The sequence below is a fragment of the Bradyrhizobium diazoefficiens USDA 110 genome, assembly GCF_000011365.1.
Taxonomy (GTDB): domain Bacteria; phylum Pseudomonadota; class Alphaproteobacteria; order Rhizobiales; family Xanthobacteraceae; genus Bradyrhizobium; species Bradyrhizobium diazoefficiens.
In genome coordinates, this window is the sequence record NC_004463.1 from 3,962,177 (window position 1) to 3,979,771 (window position 17,595).

Here is a 17,595-nt window from a genome sequence, read left to right on the forward strand (position 1 = left end):
CTCAATTCCACGAATATGCGAACTTGTCGTTCTCGATCGAGACCCGCGCTTGCTTGACTTCTTCCTTGGCAAGCGACTTGCTGAGGAATTCGCGTGACAGCTCCGGGAGCAGGGTGTTGGTGATGATGTTGTCAATCATTCGCCCGCCAGAGTCCGGGTCGTTGCAACGTGACACAATGTGCTCCACGACCGCGTCATCGTAGCTGAATGCCGCGTTATGGTTGTCACGGAGGCGTCGTCCGATCCGGTCGAGCTGCAACCGAGCGATCCCGGCGAGCATTTCGTCGGATAGCGGGAAGTACGGTATCGAGACGATGCGTCCGAGCAGCGCTGCCGGAAACACCTTCAGCAATTCCGGCCTCAGCATCTTGGCGAGCTCTTCCGGTTCGCTGCGATACTTTGGATCTCGCGAGAGGCCCATGATCAGATCGGTGCCGACGTTGGTGGTCAGGATGATCAACGTGTTCTTGAAGTCGATCCGCCGCCCGTTGCCGTCCTCCATGGTTCCCTTGTCGAACACCTGGAAGAAGATCTCATGGACGTCGGGATGAGCTTTCTCGACCTCGTCGAGCAGGATGACGCTATAGGGCTTGCGCCGGACAGCCTCGGTGAGGCGTCCACCTTCTCCATAGCCGACATAGCCGGGAGGCGCTCCCTTCAAGGTCGAGACGGTGTGCGCTTCCTGGAACTCCGACATGTTGATCGTGATCATGTTCTGCTCGCCGCCGTAGAGGGTCTCGGCAAGCGCCAGGGCGGTTTCGGTCTTGCCCACGCCGGATGGACCAGCCAGCATGAACACGCCGATCGGCTTCGACGGGTTGTCCAGTTTGGCGCGGCTGGTCTCGATTCGCTTGGCGATCATCGTCAGCCCATGAGACTGGCCGACGACGCGGCGGTTGAGGATCTCCGGTAGTTTCAGCACGGTTTCGATCTCGTCGCGCATCATCCGGCCGACCGGGATGCCAGTCCAGTCAGAGACAACGGACGCCACCGACTGCTGGTCCACATAGGCATAGACCATCCGCTTTTCCGGATTGATGCTCTCAAGCGTGTCGAACTTGCCGCGCAGCTCCGCGCGCCTGGCAGCCGGATCGTCGCCTTCCATGGGTTCGGACAGGATCTCCCGAATGCCCCGGATGTCCTTGACGAGCTCCTGCTCTGCGGCCCAATCGGCTTCGAGGTTCGTCAGCTTGTCCTTCAATGCTGCGACGTCGTTGTCGATCGCTACGATGCGCTCGTCGTCCTCAATCCCAAGATCGCTGTCGCTGACGAGTGCTGATCGCTCAGCTTCACGGGCGGCAATCGCAACGCGTGCATCCTCGATCAGGGCCGGAGTCGCGCTCTGGCTGATCGCCACGCGCGCCGAGGCGGTATCAAGCAGGCTGACCGCCTTGTCGGGTAACTGCCGTGAAGGAATGTAGCGGTGGGACAGGTTGACCGCTGCGACGATCGCGGCATCCGAGATGCGAACGCCGTGGTGCTTTTCCATCGGACCGAGGAGTCCGCGCAGCATGATGCAGCAGGTTTCCACATCGGGTTCATCGATCTGGATCGGCTGGAAGCGTCGTGTGAGCGCGGGATCTTTCTCGATATACTGGCGATATTCTGCCCACGTGGTGGCGGCGATCGTGCGCAGCGTGCCACGCGCAAGGGGAGGTTTCAGGAGATTGGCTGCATCACCGGTGCCGGCCGCGCCGCCGGCGCCGATCAGTGTGTGGGCTTCATCGATGAACAGGATGATGGGGGTGGGTGAGCTCTGGACCTCGTCGATCACCGACCGCAAGCGCTGCTCAAACTCGCCCTTCATGGAGGCACCGGCCTGCATCAGGCCGATGTCGAGCGCACAAAGCCTTACACCGCGGAGCGGTGGCGGCACGTCGCCGGCGGCGATACGCTGGGCGAAGCCCTCGACAACTGCGGTCTTGCCGACGCCAGCCTCGCCGGTGAGGATTGGATTGTTCTGCCGCCGACGCATCAACACGTCGATCAGTTGGCGGATTTCTTCGTCCCGACCAAGGATCGGATCCATCTCGCCCGATTTGGCCTTGGCGGTGAGATCCTGGGAGAACCGGTCGAGCGGCGTCGTCCCCTTTGGACCCGCTTGGGCCGCGCCTTCCGTGACGGCGCCGACCAGGCCCGAACCGTCCATCGGTCGCATGGTCTCCTCGTCGGAGCCGGCCCAGACGGCGCGACGCTCCGCGGCCAGTGCGTCGACGTTGACCTTGGAAAATTCCTGCGAGAGGTTGTTCAGCGTGCGACGAATATCGTTCGATTTCAGGCCTGCCACAAGCAGATGACCGGTGCGGATCTGGGTCTCGCCAAAGAAGAGCGTGGCATAATGCCAGCCCCGATCGAGCAGATCGATGACCGAATTGGCGACGCCCGGCATGTCGGTTTCGTTCTTACGAAAGCCATTGATCACGCCGGCAAGGTCCGACAACAAGCGTGCGCGGTCGAGCTTGTAATGATCGACCGAGAGGCTGAGATCGTTGCGTTCCTGCTGCAGGATATGAAACAGCCAGTGCGCAAGCTCGACGTTGCGATTGCCGGCGCTCTTTGCGTGGCGCAGGGCCTGTAAGAAGGCATCATAGCCGGCCCGGTTCAGCTTGCCCGTTACAGCTTCAATGCTGATGTCGGTCACGGCGGCTCCTCCTGCTCAATTCCTCCGCGGATGCGTGCCATCATGCGGAAATTGCCTCAAATTCCATAGCATTAGGCGATCAGCGCGATGGATAGGTTCAAATCGCCGCGGCATTCGCTGTGGCACTCCGGCGGGCTCTCAATCGTTCGCCGAGCTGAAAGCGGGCATCGCGGCGATATTCTTCCGTGGAGGCCCAGTTCGGCGAGACCCAGGTGGTCCATCCAAGTCGCCCACTCTGTCCAAGCCTGACCGGGACGACCTCTCCCGCCGGAATGGCGAGCTCGACCTCCCATTCCAATTCGTCGCCGATATAGAAGAAAACGGCGTCGGCCAGCGGCGCCGACAGGTTGGGTGTTTCGGTCGGCAGGAATTGTTCGTACTGAGCAAAAGTTCTGACAAAGACCCGAACTCTGATCTTGTCCTCGACGCTGAACACACGCGAGCCGAGAAGGGCGTCCTGGCCGAGCCTCGCATGCGTTCCGCCGAGCCGGCTGCAGTGACTTGGGTCGAATGAGAGCCAGGTGCCGACGAATTCGTCGATCTCGACTTTGACGTCGAACAGTCCTTGCAGGAACCGCGTCAATCGTGATGCACACTTCGCCCTGGGCGCGACCAGTCCAGCGAAGCTGAGCTTCGCCATGTCCGGAACCGCATCGCGATCGGCGAAAACATCGGAGCCCAAGCCGGCGAAGGAGCCGACATAGGCAATGAAGCGATCGTCCGCCGGGCGGTCATGCTGCGCGATCGGGCGCGCGTCGGCCCAGGCACGAAAGAAGAGTTGCAGGAAGCGTCCGTTGAGGAGGTCGAGAAAGCGGGGGAAGGCGTCATCCCGCATCAGCCACCAGCTGAGGCTTTCATCGGTGGTGGCAAGGGGCAGGGCGCCCTGCGGGCCCAGGAGGCCGAGAAATTTGACGAGTATCCTCAGCCGGGCACCCTGGTCGTCCACCGCCGCGAGGTTCGAGGCGGGGAACTCCAGATAAGGCACCTGGCCGAGGTCGATATATTCGTCGCGACGCGCGGCACTGTCGCCGATCCGCGGTCGATCCGGGTTGGCGCGCTCGAACTGGCGTAACGTATGGAAGAAATCGAAGCGCCAGGGCTCGGCCTTCATCTGGTCGATCAGCGTCATAGCGGTCTCCGCGTGCCCATGCGCGGTGGCCACCGCATGATCTCGCCGCGCTCCGGCGTCGAGATGACCGTCTGAGTGAAGGTGTTGAAGCCCGAATAGTCGGCGAAGAAGCGCTCCAGTATTGCTCCGAGCAAAAACACGCCGCTGCCCTCAAATGCCTTCTCGTCGAGCGTAACGGTAATCTCCAGGCCCCGTGCTGCGCCGCTACCCGTGCGCTCGCGCACGCGCCGCACGACAGGTCGGCTTTCTATGCTGCGCACGCCGCGGATCTTGCGCTCCGTGGCGTCGTCGAACTGATCGGCGAACAAGGCCAGCATCTCGCGCAGCGCTCCGGCGTTCTTGCCGCCACCGCGTTCGACGAGGCCAAGATAGTTGAGGCTGAGCATGTTGATCAGCCGCCAGCTGACAATCCCACTGTTGGCGATTTCGCTGCGGCTGCGCAGTTGGGCAACCACCGGCTCACGCGGTGGCGTGGGACCAGCGACACACATCAGATCAAGGGAGGTATCGTCCAGCAGCCGAAAGTCGGCGCCGCCCTGGCCGACCGGCAAGTGCTCGGTGAGATGGCGATTGGAGCACAGAGCCCGGACGCTCAGTTCGGCGACGGAGCCTCCGCCACTCAATTCGCCGGGCTCAAGCAGCGACAGGAACATGTCCGTCCCGGTGTAGTCTGAGGAAGTACCGTATGTCTTCTCCTCTACTGTGCGGCGCCGGGGTAAGCGGCGGACGGTGAAATAGAGCCCCGTCGACCGATCCGCTGGTCCGGTCGACGGCGGCCGAATAGAGCGGGCGCACGGGCCGTTTATCCTTCTCTGCCGGCAGGTGCGCGTAGACCTCGAGCACCTGGTGCGGTTCGTATTCCAGATAGCGGCTGCGATCTGGCACCACATGGTACTCGTAAGTATTCGACTTGACAGGAATGCGATCGCTCGTTTTCTCGAACAGATTGATCGCCGGTGCAGTATAGAGCCTGAAGGTCTCGGGGCGCACCGAGGCAGCCAGCCGCGAATTGTGTTCATCGAAAGCGAAGACAATATCGATCGATTTGCTGCGCAGTCGCGACATCACGCTGCGTAGTCCCGTCAGGTTTATGCCGAGGAACTTGCGTGGAAACATGAAATATTCTCGCAGCAGCTCCGAACCGCGAAAGATCCGATTGTCGTTAGGGAACAGCGACTCGTTTTCGTCGAAGCCAATTTGCTGCACGCAATCATGGGGCGCACGAGTCACCACCGGATCGCCGAAGTCGTCGAGATGCCGGAAGTAGACTCCTTTGCAATTCGAGATCAATTGCTCGTAGAGCGCGATGGCGTCGGATTCCGCGCCTGAGAGGTAGATCGGAAGTTCGCTCACGCGGCAGCCTGCGAACCAGGTTTCCGGCTTGGCTCGGGCCTCTGCGTCCGGTAGTTCCTCGTCGAGCCGGGCTGCGGTACGATGGGTCAGCGACAGCTTCAGCCCCGCGATGACGTCGCCTCCGACCGGGATCCCGAGCGCCTGCAGAGTGCCCGCTGTGGAGAAATACTCTGCGCTGGTGACGTCGAACGGCCAGAGCACGATGTCGCGGCAAAGTCGAAACCGGCAGGAAAGACTTCGTTCTCTCTCGCGGTAGGTCGCGTCGAAATAGGCGCCGCGTACAATCTTCTTGCCGTCGCGCAGCGCTGGGTCGGCGTAGGGTGGCCGTGCCGCGACGAGCATCGCCGACGGTGTGGGCGCAAGATAGTTCGGTACCAGCTGCTCAAGCAGGTTTGCAGTGAATTCCGGGAATTCGTGCTTGAGCTTGAGCTGAACGCGGGCGGCAAGAAACGCGGCGCCTTCCAATAGTCCCGTGATCATCGGGTCCGAGCGGTCCCGGATGAGGCCGCCGAGGCGCTCTGCGATGCCAGGATATTCTTCGGCGAAATCTCCTGCCTGCTCGTACAGCAATGACAGTTCACGATTGTAGAAATCGAGGAATTCGCGATTCATGCTAAAGTCGATTGATTTGGATGTCGCCGCTGTCGAGGTCGACGTCGGCGACAAATTCCACGGGGACGTTGAGCGGCTCAGCCTTGAGGTCGGCGTGAACGATGAAGCGCAGCTTCAGCTGCTCGGGACCGACCGAGCCGTCGCGACGGACCCGGATCGTCTTGCGATCGAGTCTTGGCTCGTACGTCGTCAGAGTCTCGCGCAGGGCGCCGGTGAGTTCGTCGTCCGTGACCTCGTCGATCGAACGGTGGGCGATATCGGGGAAGCCGTAGTTCAGGATCGAGGTTCGAACGCTATCCCGCCCGCTCAGATCCAAGGTCGATTCCAGAGCAATGGTATTGAGGAGCGTTTCAAGGTCATGGGAGACCTCCCGCCGCAACAACGTTTCCGAGATCGGAAAGCGGCCTGCGCTGCGCCGCCCGGCAATGATCCGCTCACCGAACTCATCGCGCAGATTGAGCTTCTTGCGCGCATCGCGTGCTTCATGAGCGGAGCGAAAGGCCAGCATTAATGGGGGAGAGAGCCGATCCCTCTTTGGAGCAATGGTCATTGACTGTCCCCAAGATCTCCGGCTCGCTATGCTGTTTCGCGGAGCAATAGCTGGTCTCCGGGATGATGTCGCCTCAGCAGGCGGTCGGGCCCGCAACCGGTCAAGTCGAGACTTGCGACCGCAATCGCGTCGCCTGGCGCCGGTTCGCGCTTATCGCAACCGGCGCCAGGTAGGGCCGACAATCAGGCCCATTCCTTGTTGGCGGGAACGTCCCAGCCAAACACCGGCGCAGCTCCAGCGCCGCCTTTTTCTGTCTGGGTCTTGTAGGTCATCTTGACCTTCGCGAAGTTCAGACTCACGTTTTCGGTGAGGCGATCTTCACCGTGCGATCCGCCCGTCGATACGCTGGTGACTAGAATGTGCTTCATCTCGATCTTGAGATACTCCAGCGGATTTTCGCCCGCCTTGCGGACCGTGAGGATCGCCGTGTCAATGTGCTTGCCGTTCGCGCAGACCTTGAAAAGCTCCGGCGTGGCCTTGTCGACGAAGTGCGTAAAGTGGAGATCCTGGACGCTGACCTTGCCGGCGCCGCCGCCCGAACCGCTGTGGAAAGTGCCTGACTGGCTTTCGCCGAAAGACCAGCTCAAAATATCGATTTCGTCCTTGTGCTTGTCGTCCAGCGACTCGCCCTTGATCGGATCGAGTTTCAAGAAGATGTCGACAGCCATAGCGTAGTCCTCTCAAATTTCTGCGTGGTTACGGTTGCGATGTTGCGGCATCAGGAAGCGGGGCCGGGTAGGCGTGAAACCAGGCTGAGGCCGACGTCCATCGCCTCCAACTGAAAGTGTGGACGAAGAAAGAAGCGCGCGTTGTAATATCCCGGATTCTCCTCGTTTGCGATGACTTCAACCTTCGCAGCGGCCAGTGGCTTGCGCGCTTTCTGAGCTTCTGACGAGAGGGCTGGGTTGGCATCAACGTATTCGTTGATCCAGGTTTGCAGCCAGATCGTCAGCTCATCCTTCTCCTTCATGGATCCGATCTTGTCGCGAACCATGCACTTCAGATAGTGGGCAAAGCGGGACACTGCGAACATGTAAGGTAGTCGTGACGACAAGTTGTCGGACGCGGTGGCATCCACGCCCTTTTCGCCGAAGTACTTCTTCGGCTTGTAGAGTGACTGGGCGCCGATGAAGGCGGCCTTGTCGGTGTTCTTGCGATGGATCAGCGGGATGAGGCCCGCCTTTGCAAGTTCGTGCTCGCGGCGATCACTGATGGCGATCTCGGTCGGGCATTTCAGGTCGACGCCGCCGTCATCGGTCGGGAATGTGTGCGTCGGCAGGTTGATGACTTCGCCACCGGACTGCACGCCGCGGATCCGCGTGCACCAGCCAAATTCCTTGAAGGCGCGGTTGATGTTGACCGCCATTGCGTAGGCGGCGTTGATCCAGCCGTATTTATCGCCGGTGTGTCCGTCCGTCTCCTCTTCGAAGGCGAACTCTTCCACGGGCTCCGATTTCGCGCCGTAGGGGAGGCGGCCGAGCGCGCGGGGCATGCACAGGCCGAGATAGCGCGAGTCGTCCTGATCGCGCAGCCCCTTCCATGCGGCATACTCCGGCGTGTCGAACACCTTACCGATGTCGCGAGGGTTGGACAGCTCGGTCCAAGAGTCCATTCCCATCAGCGTCGGCTCGGCGCCGCTGAAGAAGGGAGCGTGCGCGGCGCCGGCGATCTTGCTGAGATCGCGGAGCAACTGTACGTCGGTTGGGAGGTGGCTGAAATAGTAGTCGCCGATCAGGCAGCCAAACGGTTCGCCGCCCAGCTGGCCGAATTCATACTCGTAGATCTGCTTGAACAGGGGACTCTGGTCCCAGCGCGCATCGGGGTAAAGCCGCAGATTCCGATACAACTCGTTCTTGGAGACGTTCATCACCCGGATCTTGAGGTTGGCGTCGGTCTCGGAATTGAAGACGAGGTAGTGGAGGCCGCGCCAAGCACTTTCGATTGACTGGAACTCAGGTGTGTGAAGAATTTCGTTCATTTGCGCGGTCAGCTTCTGGTCGATCCGCGCGATCATCTCCTCGATGGTGTCGAGGACGTCCGACTTGATGACGCTCGTGTCCTTCAACGCCTCTTGAACGAGCGTGGATACCGCGTTTTCGACTTCGGTCGCTGCGCGTTCTGTGCGGGGTTTGAAGCTTTGCTTCAACAGAGTGGCAAACTCGTCAGCTTCGACGGTCTTGACCTGGGTGGTGCTCTCTTTGTGAACAGCTTCTTTTGCCATGGTCCCCATTCCTTCCTTAGCTCTCGGTGCCAGGTTCGGTCGACTGGCTTGTCGCGCGTTCCCGAAGCGCCGCCATCAGTTGAGGATCGGCGAGAAGTTTTTTGAGCTGGTCCTCGGCGGCCACCTTGCCATCCATGTAGCGCAGCAGGTTGGCGAGTTGTTCGCGCGCCTCGAGCAGCTTGGCAGCAGCCGGCACCTGGCGGGCGACGGCCACCGGCGTGAAGTCTGCCATCTTGTTGAAGCGCAGGTTGACCGAGATCTTTTCGTCGGATCCATCGCTGAGGCGATTGGCGACACGCGCCGTCACGCCGGGCTGGATTGCCGCCATGCGGTTGTCGAAATTGTCCATGTCGAACTCGAGGAACTTGCGCTCCTCGACCTTCGTCTTCTCGACGCCAGGGTTATTGCCGGAGAGGTCGGAGAGGACGCCCATGACGAACGGCAGTTCGATCAGCCGCTCGGCGTCGTAAGGATCTTCGTATGTGATGTGCACGCGTGGTGCGCGGTTTCGCCGAATGAATTTTTGACCGCTGTCTGTAGCCATGGTTCCCTCACTACGAAATCGCATTAGACATCGAAAAAGACATCGAATTTGCGCGACGCAGATTGGCTAGGGCGCTTCAAGTTGCTGCGGTCGGCAAACATCCTTGTGTCCAATTAGTGCCCTCGAGCGAAAGCTGGGTTCAATGCGATCTGTCGATTGTTTTAAGGGCTCCCTCAGGAAGAACATCATTCAAAAGGCTGAGAAAATCTCGTTGCGCGAGGTCGCGCGCGCGATCGACCAAAAAGGGGATGGGGCTGGACGGCTCCGCGGTTCGGAAAAACGACGCCACCTTCGTCAGCAGGCCTAAGGCCTGCGCCCTGTTTTCTATTGAAAATACAATATCTTGAGCGCTGCTCTCTGCCGTCGATGAGAGCGAGGTAGCGAGTTCCGCCATCCGTTCGATCGGCAGGTCGAAGACCTTGTCGCGCCCGATGTTGATCGCAGCGCTCTCCACGTGCGCAGGCACCAGCATCCGCATAACTTCAATGAATGACTTGCCCACCATCTCCTGCGCTTGACGCACCAGCAACAGTGCCGGGTTGGATGGTTCCATTCGGGCAAAATAGTCGGCCGCCGCTGCAAGCGCTGCAGATGCCTGTGCGGATGAAGTCACCACCCCGCTCGTGTCTGACGGCGCCTGTGTATCGACAGGACCGACATCTTCCGCGGTTGCAGCGATCGCGGCCGGATCGCGCAACGCGACAAGACCCGCAAGCCAGGCAGCCATGCCGTTAACCAGGCCGGAGAGCCTGTCGAGGCTGATCGGTTGCCCCGCGTTCAACTTCTCGTGCCAGGTTTGTTTGATACCCGCGATTTCAGCCGCGACCGCGGAGCACCGCGCGCTGGTTGCCTTGAGAGTGTCGAGATCCGTCTCGCTGACGATGCGCTCGATGGCCGCCAGATCAGGTCCGTCGGCGTCGGCGTCGCCGGCGGGAATTTCGCCCATGGCGACCTGATAAGCACGGTAGTTGAGGTTGCCGTGTCTGCGGTTCTCGATCAGGGGAAGGAACTGGAGCGGGTTGATCACGGTCGGGAACACGTCGATTGCCTCGACCGTGACGGCGCGAAGGGCGTAGTCGCCGTCCTCGCCCTTCGGATGCACCGCTTCCCACTGCTCGCGCAGCAGGAAGTTGGTCGCCTTCAGGCAGCAGAGAAAGCCGTCGAGATCGCGGTTGAGGATTGAAAACTTGGCCAGCAGCAGGTTTAGGCGCAGATCGCGGGTACGCTCCAGGAGGGGCTGCGCGGCGGCGAATTGGCCGGCAAAATCGACTGCCTTTGGATCGAAGCGTCCACGCTCTCCGTTGGCATTGACGACCTCGAAGAACGACATCGGCAGCAGCGATTCCGCACCTGCGAAGAAGTTCAGATACTGGATGTCTCCGATGGCGTCGAGATCCGGCCCGCAGGGATCGTCAGCGGCAACGGGGTGCGTCAGGGAGGCGACATCAAGCATACAACGATCGTCCATCTGCTCGGTCACGGCCCCGCTGCCGAGCCCGTGGCGACTGCCGGATCGCGGGGGGATCCATGATCCGAGTCTATATCCATGGGTCAGATGCCTGCTGGTGTTGGTTCATTCCCGAAGATCATGCCATTTTCGCGTGAACCGGCAAGCTCTTGGAGCCGACTACTTGATGACCGGGGCGGTTCCTTGGACCGCTGTTGTGAAACGTCCGGACCAGCCCTGGGGCGGACCTGCCGGCACTGCCGGGGGCGGGCAGGATTTCCGTGGTTCTTGCATAGCGTCTGATCAGCTCTTCGCAGCGGGTCATTCGATCGAAGGAGGGAGTTTAAGCCCACATGGGCCAGCTTACTCAGGATACCCGCCTCTGCGAACTCAAGACGCCTCTTGGCAAGGACGTTCTGGTTTTTGCCGGGTTCGAAGGCTCGGAAGGTCTCAGCGAACTGTTCGAGTATCGCATCGAGTGTCTCAGTGAGGATGCCGACCTCGACTTCGATCGTGCCATCGGTCAGCAGTGTACGCTGACCATAAAGCTGCATGAAAAGGAGCGCGAGTTCAGTGGCATTCTGACGGAGGCCCAATGGCTCGGGGTGAAGAACGACTATTTCAGCTACCGGATCGTTCTGAGGCCCTGGTTATGGCTGTTGTCGCGGACAACTGATTGCCGGATCTTTCAGGACAAGAAGGCGCCCGACATCATCAAGGAAGTATTCAACGAACGTGGCTTCACCGACTATGAATCCAAACTGACCGAAGAGGGTTCCTGTCCGAAGCTCGAATATTGCGTTCAGTACCGCGAGACCGACATGAATTTCGTGTGCCGGCTGATGGAGCAGCACGGCATCTCCTACTTCTTCAAGCATGAGGGCGGCAAACACACGCTGGTGTTGGCGGACTCCAAATCGTCGCACAGCCCGATCAAAGGTCTTGCTACGATTCCCTACATCCCGCTGACGGGTGCCGATCGTCGAGGCGAGCAGCACATCTATGAATGGGTGTCGGAGCGCCGGTTTCGCACCGGCAAGATCGAACTCAACGACTACAACTACCAGAAGCCAAACGCTCAGTTGATCAGCGATGCCAAGGGCTCCGAGCATTACACTCGGTCGGAGATGGAGTATTACGACTATCCCGGGAAGTTCAAGGAAAAGTCCGACGGCGAGCGCTACGCGAAGATCCAGCTCCAGGCGGAGCAGGCGATGGACCGGCGGCGTCGCGGCAATGGTGACGCGGTCAACCTGTTCCCCGGTGGGCTGACGAAGCTCGAAAAGCACTCCAAGGACTCGCAGAACGTGGAATATCTCGTGGTGCGAGCCACGCACTCGTTCTCGCTCGAATCTTACCGCACTGGCGGTCCCGGCGACGCCGGGCAACATGTCTATTTCGGTAGCTATGAGTTTCTGCCAAGCGATCGGCCGTTTCGAGCGCTGATGATGACGCCGAAGCCAAGGATTAACGGCATCCAAACGGCCAAGGTGGTGACCAAAGACGATAATTCGAACGAGGAAATCGACGTTGAATCGCTGGGCGAAATCTATGTCCGCTTTTTCTGGGATCGGAAGAAGAAGCGGTCGTGCCGGTTGCGCGTGGCTCAGGTTTGGTCTGGCAAGCGCTGGGGCGGCCAGATCATCCCGCGCGTCGGACAGGAAGTGGTTGTCGAATTCCTGGAGGGGGATCCGGACCGGCCCCTGGTGATCGGCACCGTGTACAACGACGAATACAAGCTGCCCTATGATTTGCCGTCGAAGAAGACGGTTGCAGGATTGAAGTCCGACTCCACCAAAGGTGGTGGCGGCTTCAACGAGTGGAACTTCGAGGACAAGAAGGGATCCGAGAAGATCACGGTGCATGCTGAGAAGGACCACGACGTGACGGTCCGCGACACCGAGACACGGACCATCGGCGAAGCTGCATTCGGCGGCGACACCCGCAAAACCACGCTCAAGAAAGGCAATGATAAGCTCGATATCGAATTGGGCGGTCAGCACATCACGCTGGCCATGGACCAGTCTGTCAAAGCGGGCATCAGCATCACGCTCACGGCCAATGCCAATATCACCCTACAGGTTGGTCCCAGCCAGATTATCCTGAGCCCGGCGGGCATCGTCATCAACGCGCCGACGATCGCCATGACAGCGCAGGCCGGCATGGCGCTTGCCGCCGGCGGTCCGCTGGTCGCGCACGGCACTCCAACTCTTGTCGGCTGACGGTCATGGGGCAGGTTCGGTTCGGCACGGTACGGGATCTGTTTCAAGCCTATCCCTTGGCGCGTTATGATGTCGGCAAAGCCGATGCCGACAAGCCTTCGCTGGATTTCCTTCAGGAGGCCGCCGATGCCCGCAACTGGTACCAGGCCGTATCTTACTGCGCCTATCTGCTTCCCAGGCGCGTGGCGATCGCCTGGGGATGCCGCTCTCTGCGACGGATGTTCGACCATTTCGACGCCTACGACAGCAGGTCGCTGAATGTTGTGGAGACCTGGGTCCGGCAACCGGACGAGCAGTCCCGGAACAAGGCGCTGGCCGTCGGCAATGCCAACGATCCTGAGCAGCCAGCGACATGGCTGGCGCTGGCGGCCGGCTGGTCCGGCGGAAGCGTGGTTCCCCCGGAATTTGCGCCCGTGGAAGCCAAGCCAGATCAGGCCGCACGGGCGGTGCGTGCAGCGCTGCTGATTGGCCTCTGCCGGCTCCCCCGTGACTCCCGGGACCAGATAATGACGTCATGCCTGGAGGATGGTATTCAATTGGCACGCGGCGAACCGCGCCCTCCGCGCTAACGAGACGATGTGATGGTGCTTCGCTTTAATATCGAGAACGAACCGAACCTTCCGGACGGCGGACCTGTGTCGTTTACGGTCACCGGCAGGCGCTCGGTCGATATTGGCCGGGATCGTCACCTCGACTGGACGCTGCCGGATCCGGCGCGGACGATTTCCGGAAAGCACTGCGAAGTGCACTTTCGCGACGGCGGCTATTGGCTGCACGACGTCTCAACCAACGGCACCTTTCTCAATGGTGCCGACCAGCGCATGCGGGGGCCGCACCGCTTGCGCGACGGCGACCGACTGACGATTGGTCACTACATCATCGGAGTTTCGCTGGAGGATGAGGCTGGCGGGCGCAGCCCAAACCATGAGGCGCAACTGCACGACCCCTCGGTCCAGCAGCATGCCGATTACGGAGAGCTTTGGACGGCCGATCGTGACGTTCCGCCGCCGATCGATCCGCACCTGTTGAAGAAGCCACGCGAGGCTGCGCGGCCCGTTAATCCGGGGTTCCTGGATTGGGCGGCGAGCGTCCCGGCGCCGGGTGTAGACCCATTTCGACCGTCATCGCCGACGTCTCCGTACCAACCGTCCGTGCAGGACGACGACATGAACTGGGCAGCGGGTCCGGTCACCGCGCCGAAACCGCAAGTCGAGCGCCCCCCAGTCAAGCCGACCCCACGCCGGCCGTCGGTGTGGATCGATGATGAACCAGCCGGTGCACAGCCGCCGGCATCGCTATCACACCAAGAGGTTGCGACGCCGCGCAAAACGCAAGCAGCGGGCGAGGGGCCTGTCACGGCCAAGCCAGTCGGCGGTACCGAGTTCGCGCGACTGGTGGCGCGCGCTGCTGGATTGCCGGACAATTTTTTTGCCAACAAGTCCGACGCCGAACTCGCCGAACAGCTTGGCATCATCTTGCGTATGACCGTGGATAATCTCATGGCGCTGCTGCAAGCGCGAACCCAAGCCAAACAGCTGACCCGCAGCACCAGCCAGACCACCGTCCAAGCCCTCGAAAATAATCCGCTGAAATTCTCGCCGACCGCGGAAGAGGCGATGCGCATTCTCTTTGGGCCGCCGACGCGTAGCTACCTCGACGCACAGCGCGCCTTTGCACAGGGCTTCAGTGATCTCAAATCACATCAGTTGAAGACCTACATGGCGATGCAGCACGCTGTCCATGAGCTGATTGCGGACATAGATCCGACGCTGATGGCGCGCGAGCTCGAGCTTCAGCGTGGCGCAAGCTCCTGGCTCGGCACGAACAAGGGCAAACTCTGGGACGAGTTCTTGACGCGCTGGAAGGCGCATCTTGGCCGCGATAACAGCGCGCCGATCGAAATCTTTATGTTGCACTTCTCGGACTATTACGACCGCGGCGACAAGCCCGGTTCAAAGTAAGCTGTCGGCGACCATGCGGTCGCCGACATTTTCTAAGTGGATGTAGGAATGTCTTGGTACAGCAAGGTTTTCTGGTCGGAAGGTCTGTTTCTGCGGCCGCATCATCTGCAGCAGAACGACCGCTACATCGAACACTTGCTGGAAAAGCGCGTTCGCTACACGACACCATACCCCTGGGGCTTTGCCCAGCTGGAGATCGATAAGGATCTTACCGAACAAAGCAAGTTCGCGGTGCGCAATGCGTCCGGCGTTATGCCGGACGGTACGCCGTTCGATATCCCTGCGGACAGCCCAATTCCCGAAGCGATCGATGTGCCGGAGACGGCCGCAGGCCAGATCGTCTGGCTGATGATGCCTGTCGCGGCACCAAACACCCGCGAGGTCGACGAGGACCGCACCGACAGCGCCAGTCGTTATGTTCGTACTTCGGAAACCTTCATTGACTCGACCTCGGCGCTACGCATCGAGGAAGAGATCGACATCGCTTATCCGCGCTTGTCGTTCGAACTGCGCAAGACCAGCAAGCCCGGATACATGGGCCTCGGCATCGCGCGCATTCTGGAAGTGCGCGACAAGAACATCCTGTTCGACGACAAGTTCGTGCCGCCGATGCTGGTCTGCGCCGCGCATCCGATCATCGATGGTTGGCTCAACCGCATCATCGGCTGGGTTGAGACCAAACTCGACGAGCTGGCGCGTTACGCGGTCGATCCGTCATCCGGCGGTGGGTTGCAGAGCGTCGACTATTTGGTCCTGCAAGTGCTGAACCGTACCATTCCCGTGCTGACTCATTTCCAACGCTCCGGCAGCGTGCACCCCGAGCGCCTGTACGAGGAATTGCTGAGGTTCGCGGGTGAACTTGCGACTTTTTCCACGGCGGAACGGCGGGCGCGCAACTATCCGGCGTACGATCATGACGATCTCGAGAACGTCTTCACACCATTGGTGAGCGACATCCAGGACTTCTTGAGCGCGCGGCTGGGCCGGCGGGCGATCCGTCTGGAGATCATCGAGCGCGCGCAGAATGCGTTCGTATCGCCGATCCGCGATCGAGCGCTATTCCGAAATGCGACCCTGGTGCTGGAGGTTGCCGCACGGCGGCCACTCGTGGAGATCCAGAACGATTTCCCGCACCTGTTCAAGGTCGGGCCGAACACCAAGATGAACGAGATCGTGCACGCAAACTTGCCGGGCCTGACCTTGGTGCATTTGCCGACGCCACCGCCGCATATCCGGGCCATCACGGATCACGTCTATTTCTATCTCGACCGCAAGTCGCCGCTGTGGCCCGAGTTCAGCACGGCGGCCTCGATCGGAATGCACTTCTCCGGCGACTGGCCGGAGCTTGAGCTGTACCTTTGGGCTATCCTGGAAGACAGGCCATGAGCGACAGGGACAAGCCGGTCAATCCTTTCGGTCGGGGCGAACGGACGATCATCCGTCCCAACCCCGGCGGGAAGTTGCCGCCGGCGCCGACCTCTCAGCCTCCGCCGGGCGAGGGGCCTGCAGCACGTCCGGCCTATTCGCCGTCACCCGTACCTTCTCCCGGCGCGCCAACGCCACCATCATCCTTTTCGCCCGTTCCACAGGGCTCGAACTACGCCTCCGCGCCGGCCATCCATCCAACCGAGGAATGGATCTCGACACCCGCGCAAGGCCAGGTGCCGCAACCCATGCTGCCGGCAGGGCCGCCGTTGCGCGTCGACGATCTCGTCGCGCCAAATGCCAATCCAGTGATGCGCGCTGCGGGCCCATTGCTGCAACTGCTCGGTCGGTTGCGGGTGGCGCTCATGCGCGCGTCATTCGCGAGCCTGATGGAGCAGGTCGCAGACGCTATCAAATTCTTTGAGAAGGACATCCGTTCAGCGGGCATTTCCGAGCACCAGGCCAACACAGCGAAATATATCCTGTGTGCCACTGCCGACGATATCGTGCAGCACATCCCGACCGAGGAGCGTCACGTCTGGACGCAATACTCGATGCTGAGCCGCTTCTTCGGCGAGCGTGTCGGCGGCGTCCGTTTCTTTGAGATCCTCGACCATTTGAAGATTGATCCACTGGTCAATTATCCGGTCCTCGAACTTCAGCACGCCTGCTTGGCGCTTGGTTTTCAGGGCATTCACCGGACGTCAGGGGCCGGACTTGCGAACCTGCAGCTGATCCAGCGTAACCTCTATGAATTGCTGCGCCGGGTCCGGCCGAAGACGATGACCGACCTGTCGCCCAACTGGCGCGGGCAGGCGCTGGCGGGGCGCCGGCAGCGTTTGCGTGTTCCGGTCTGGCTCGTGGCGGCCGTCGTCGCCGCGCTGCTGACCGGGTCCTATTTCGTCCTGCGGACGCTCCTCGCTGGCCGGGCAGAGAATGCTGCCGAGGTGGCGCTCGCGCTCCATCCGGCCGGCCCGATCGAGCTCAAGCGCCAGGTCGTTGCACCACCGCCGCCACCTCCGCCTCCGCCGCCACCGGATCGCATCACCCAGTTGCAACGCATCCGCAACGCGCTCGCGAAGGAGAACACAGCCTGTGCCATGACCGCGGACCAGACCCCCAGTTTCATCGTGATCAGGGTCTGCGATCTGGCCTTGTTTGCATCGGGCCAGGCGACCATCCTCGACGGTTTCAAGCCGATCGCACTCCGCGTCGCAGCAACCCTCGACAAGGAGCCGGGACGGATCCGGGTCGTCGGCCATACCGACAGTTCGCCGATCCGCACAGTCCGCTTCCCGACAAATTTCGAGTTGTCGGTCGAGCGCGCCAAGGCGGTTGCTGCGGCACTGAAGCCTGGCTTGACCGATGGTTCGCGCGTCGACGTCGAGGGCAAAGGAGCAGATGCGCCAATCGCCAGCAACACGACACCCGAGGGACGCGCCAAGAACCGGCGCGTCGAGATCTTTATCGAACGCAGCGAATAGGCAGAT

At 60.9% G+C, this 17,595-nt stretch carries 13 protein-coding genes and 1 pseudogene; 5 read left to right on the forward strand and 9 right to left on the reverse strand.

The window, feature by feature from the left end; translation table 11 throughout:
• Position 1 precedes the first annotated feature (1 nt).
• From tssH to BJA_RS17805, 9 genes and pseudogenes are all read right to left on the reverse strand, one after another.
• Positions 2-2,641, reverse strand: coding sequence for a type VI secretion system ATPase TssH (gene tssH, locus BJA_RS17770; protein WP_011086368.1), 2,640 nt, complete (start codon positions 2,639-2,641; stop codon positions 2-4).
• A 97-nt stretch (positions 2,642-2,738) separates the two neighbouring features.
• Positions 2,739-3,803 (reverse strand): type VI secretion system baseplate subunit TssG, encoded by a 1,065-nt coding sequence (tssG, locus tag BJA_RS17775; protein ID WP_011086369.1) that lies wholly within the window; start codon positions 3,801-3,803, stop codon positions 2,739-2,741.
• Positions 3,767-4,660, reverse strand: coding sequence for a type VI secretion system baseplate subunit TssF (locus tag BJA_RS43085; RefSeq protein WP_244423865.1), 894 nt, complete (start codon positions 4,658-4,660; stop codon positions 3,767-3,769). The genes tssG and BJA_RS43085 overlap by 37 nt, the downstream gene beginning before the upstream one ends.
• Positions 4,563-5,735, reverse strand: a pseudogene (gene tssF, locus BJA_RS43090) (type VI secretion system baseplate subunit TssF); the annotation flags it as partial. The pseudogene tssF and the gene BJA_RS43085, both read right to left, overlap by 98 nt.
• A 1-nt stretch (position 5,736) precedes the next feature.
• Entirely contained in the window at positions 5,737-6,285 is a 549-nt protein-coding gene (gene tssE / locus BJA_RS17785; RefSeq protein WP_011086372.1) for a type VI secretion system baseplate subunit TssE, read from the reverse strand.
• A 182-nt stretch (positions 6,286-6,467) separates the two neighbouring features.
• The gene (locus tag BJA_RS17790; RefSeq protein ID WP_011086373.1) at positions 6,468-6,953 is read right to left on the reverse strand and encodes an Hcp family type VI secretion system effector; all 486 of its coding nucleotides are present in this window, start codon (positions 6,951-6,953) and stop codon (positions 6,468-6,470) included.
• 50 nt (positions 6,954-7,003) lie between these two features.
• Positions 7,004-8,506, reverse strand: coding sequence for a type VI secretion system contractile sheath large subunit (tssC, locus tag BJA_RS17795; RefSeq protein ID WP_038967726.1), 1,503 nt, complete (start codon positions 8,504-8,506; stop codon positions 7,004-7,006).
• Between the two features lie 16 nt (positions 8,507-8,522).
• The gene (gene tssB, locus BJA_RS17800) at positions 8,523-9,050 is read right to left on the reverse strand and encodes a type VI secretion system contractile sheath small subunit (RefSeq protein WP_063713277.1); all 528 of its coding nucleotides are present in this window, start codon (positions 9,048-9,050) and stop codon (positions 8,523-8,525) included.
• Positions 9,051-9,189: 139 nt separating this feature from the next.
• Complete coding sequence (locus BJA_RS17805) at positions 9,190-10,503, reverse strand: ImpA family type VI secretion system protein (protein WP_038967724.1); 1,314 nt, start codon at positions 10,501-10,503, stop codon at positions 9,190-9,192.
• 347 nt (positions 10,504-10,850) lie between these two features.
• On the opposite strand from BJA_RS17805, the gene BJA_RS17810 reads away from it, so the two are divergent.
• From BJA_RS17810 to tssL, 5 genes are all read left to right on the forward strand, one after another.
• On the forward strand, positions 10,851-12,719 hold the full coding sequence (locus tag BJA_RS17810; RefSeq protein ID WP_011086377.1) for a type VI secretion system Vgr family protein: 1,869 nt from the start codon (positions 10,851-10,853) through the stop codon (positions 12,717-12,719).
• Positions 12,720-12,724: 5 nt separating this feature from the next.
• Positions 12,725-13,288: a DUF6931 family protein gene (locus BJA_RS17815; protein WP_011086378.1), complete on the forward strand. Its 564-nt coding sequence runs from the start codon at positions 12,725-12,727 to the stop codon at positions 13,286-13,288.
• A 12-nt stretch (positions 13,289-13,300) separates the two neighbouring features.
• Entirely contained in the window at positions 13,301-14,680 is a 1,380-nt protein-coding gene (gene tagH, locus BJA_RS17820; RefSeq protein WP_038967723.1) for a type VI secretion system-associated FHA domain protein TagH, read from the forward strand.
• A 48-nt stretch (positions 14,681-14,728) separates the two neighbouring features.
• Positions 14,729-16,066 carry a type VI secretion system baseplate subunit TssK gene (gene tssK / locus BJA_RS17825; RefSeq protein WP_027548748.1) on the forward strand — a complete coding sequence of 446 codons (1,338 nt, stop codon included), beginning with the start codon at positions 14,729-14,731 and terminating at the stop codon, positions 16,064-16,066.
• A gap of 308 nt (positions 16,067-16,374) precedes the next feature.
• Positions 16,375-17,589, forward strand: a complete 1,215-nt coding sequence (tssL, locus tag BJA_RS17830) for a type VI secretion system protein TssL, long form (protein ID WP_257784512.1) — start codon at positions 16,375-16,377, stop codon at positions 17,587-17,589.
• The last annotated feature ends 6 nt before the right edge of the window (positions 17,590-17,595 follow it).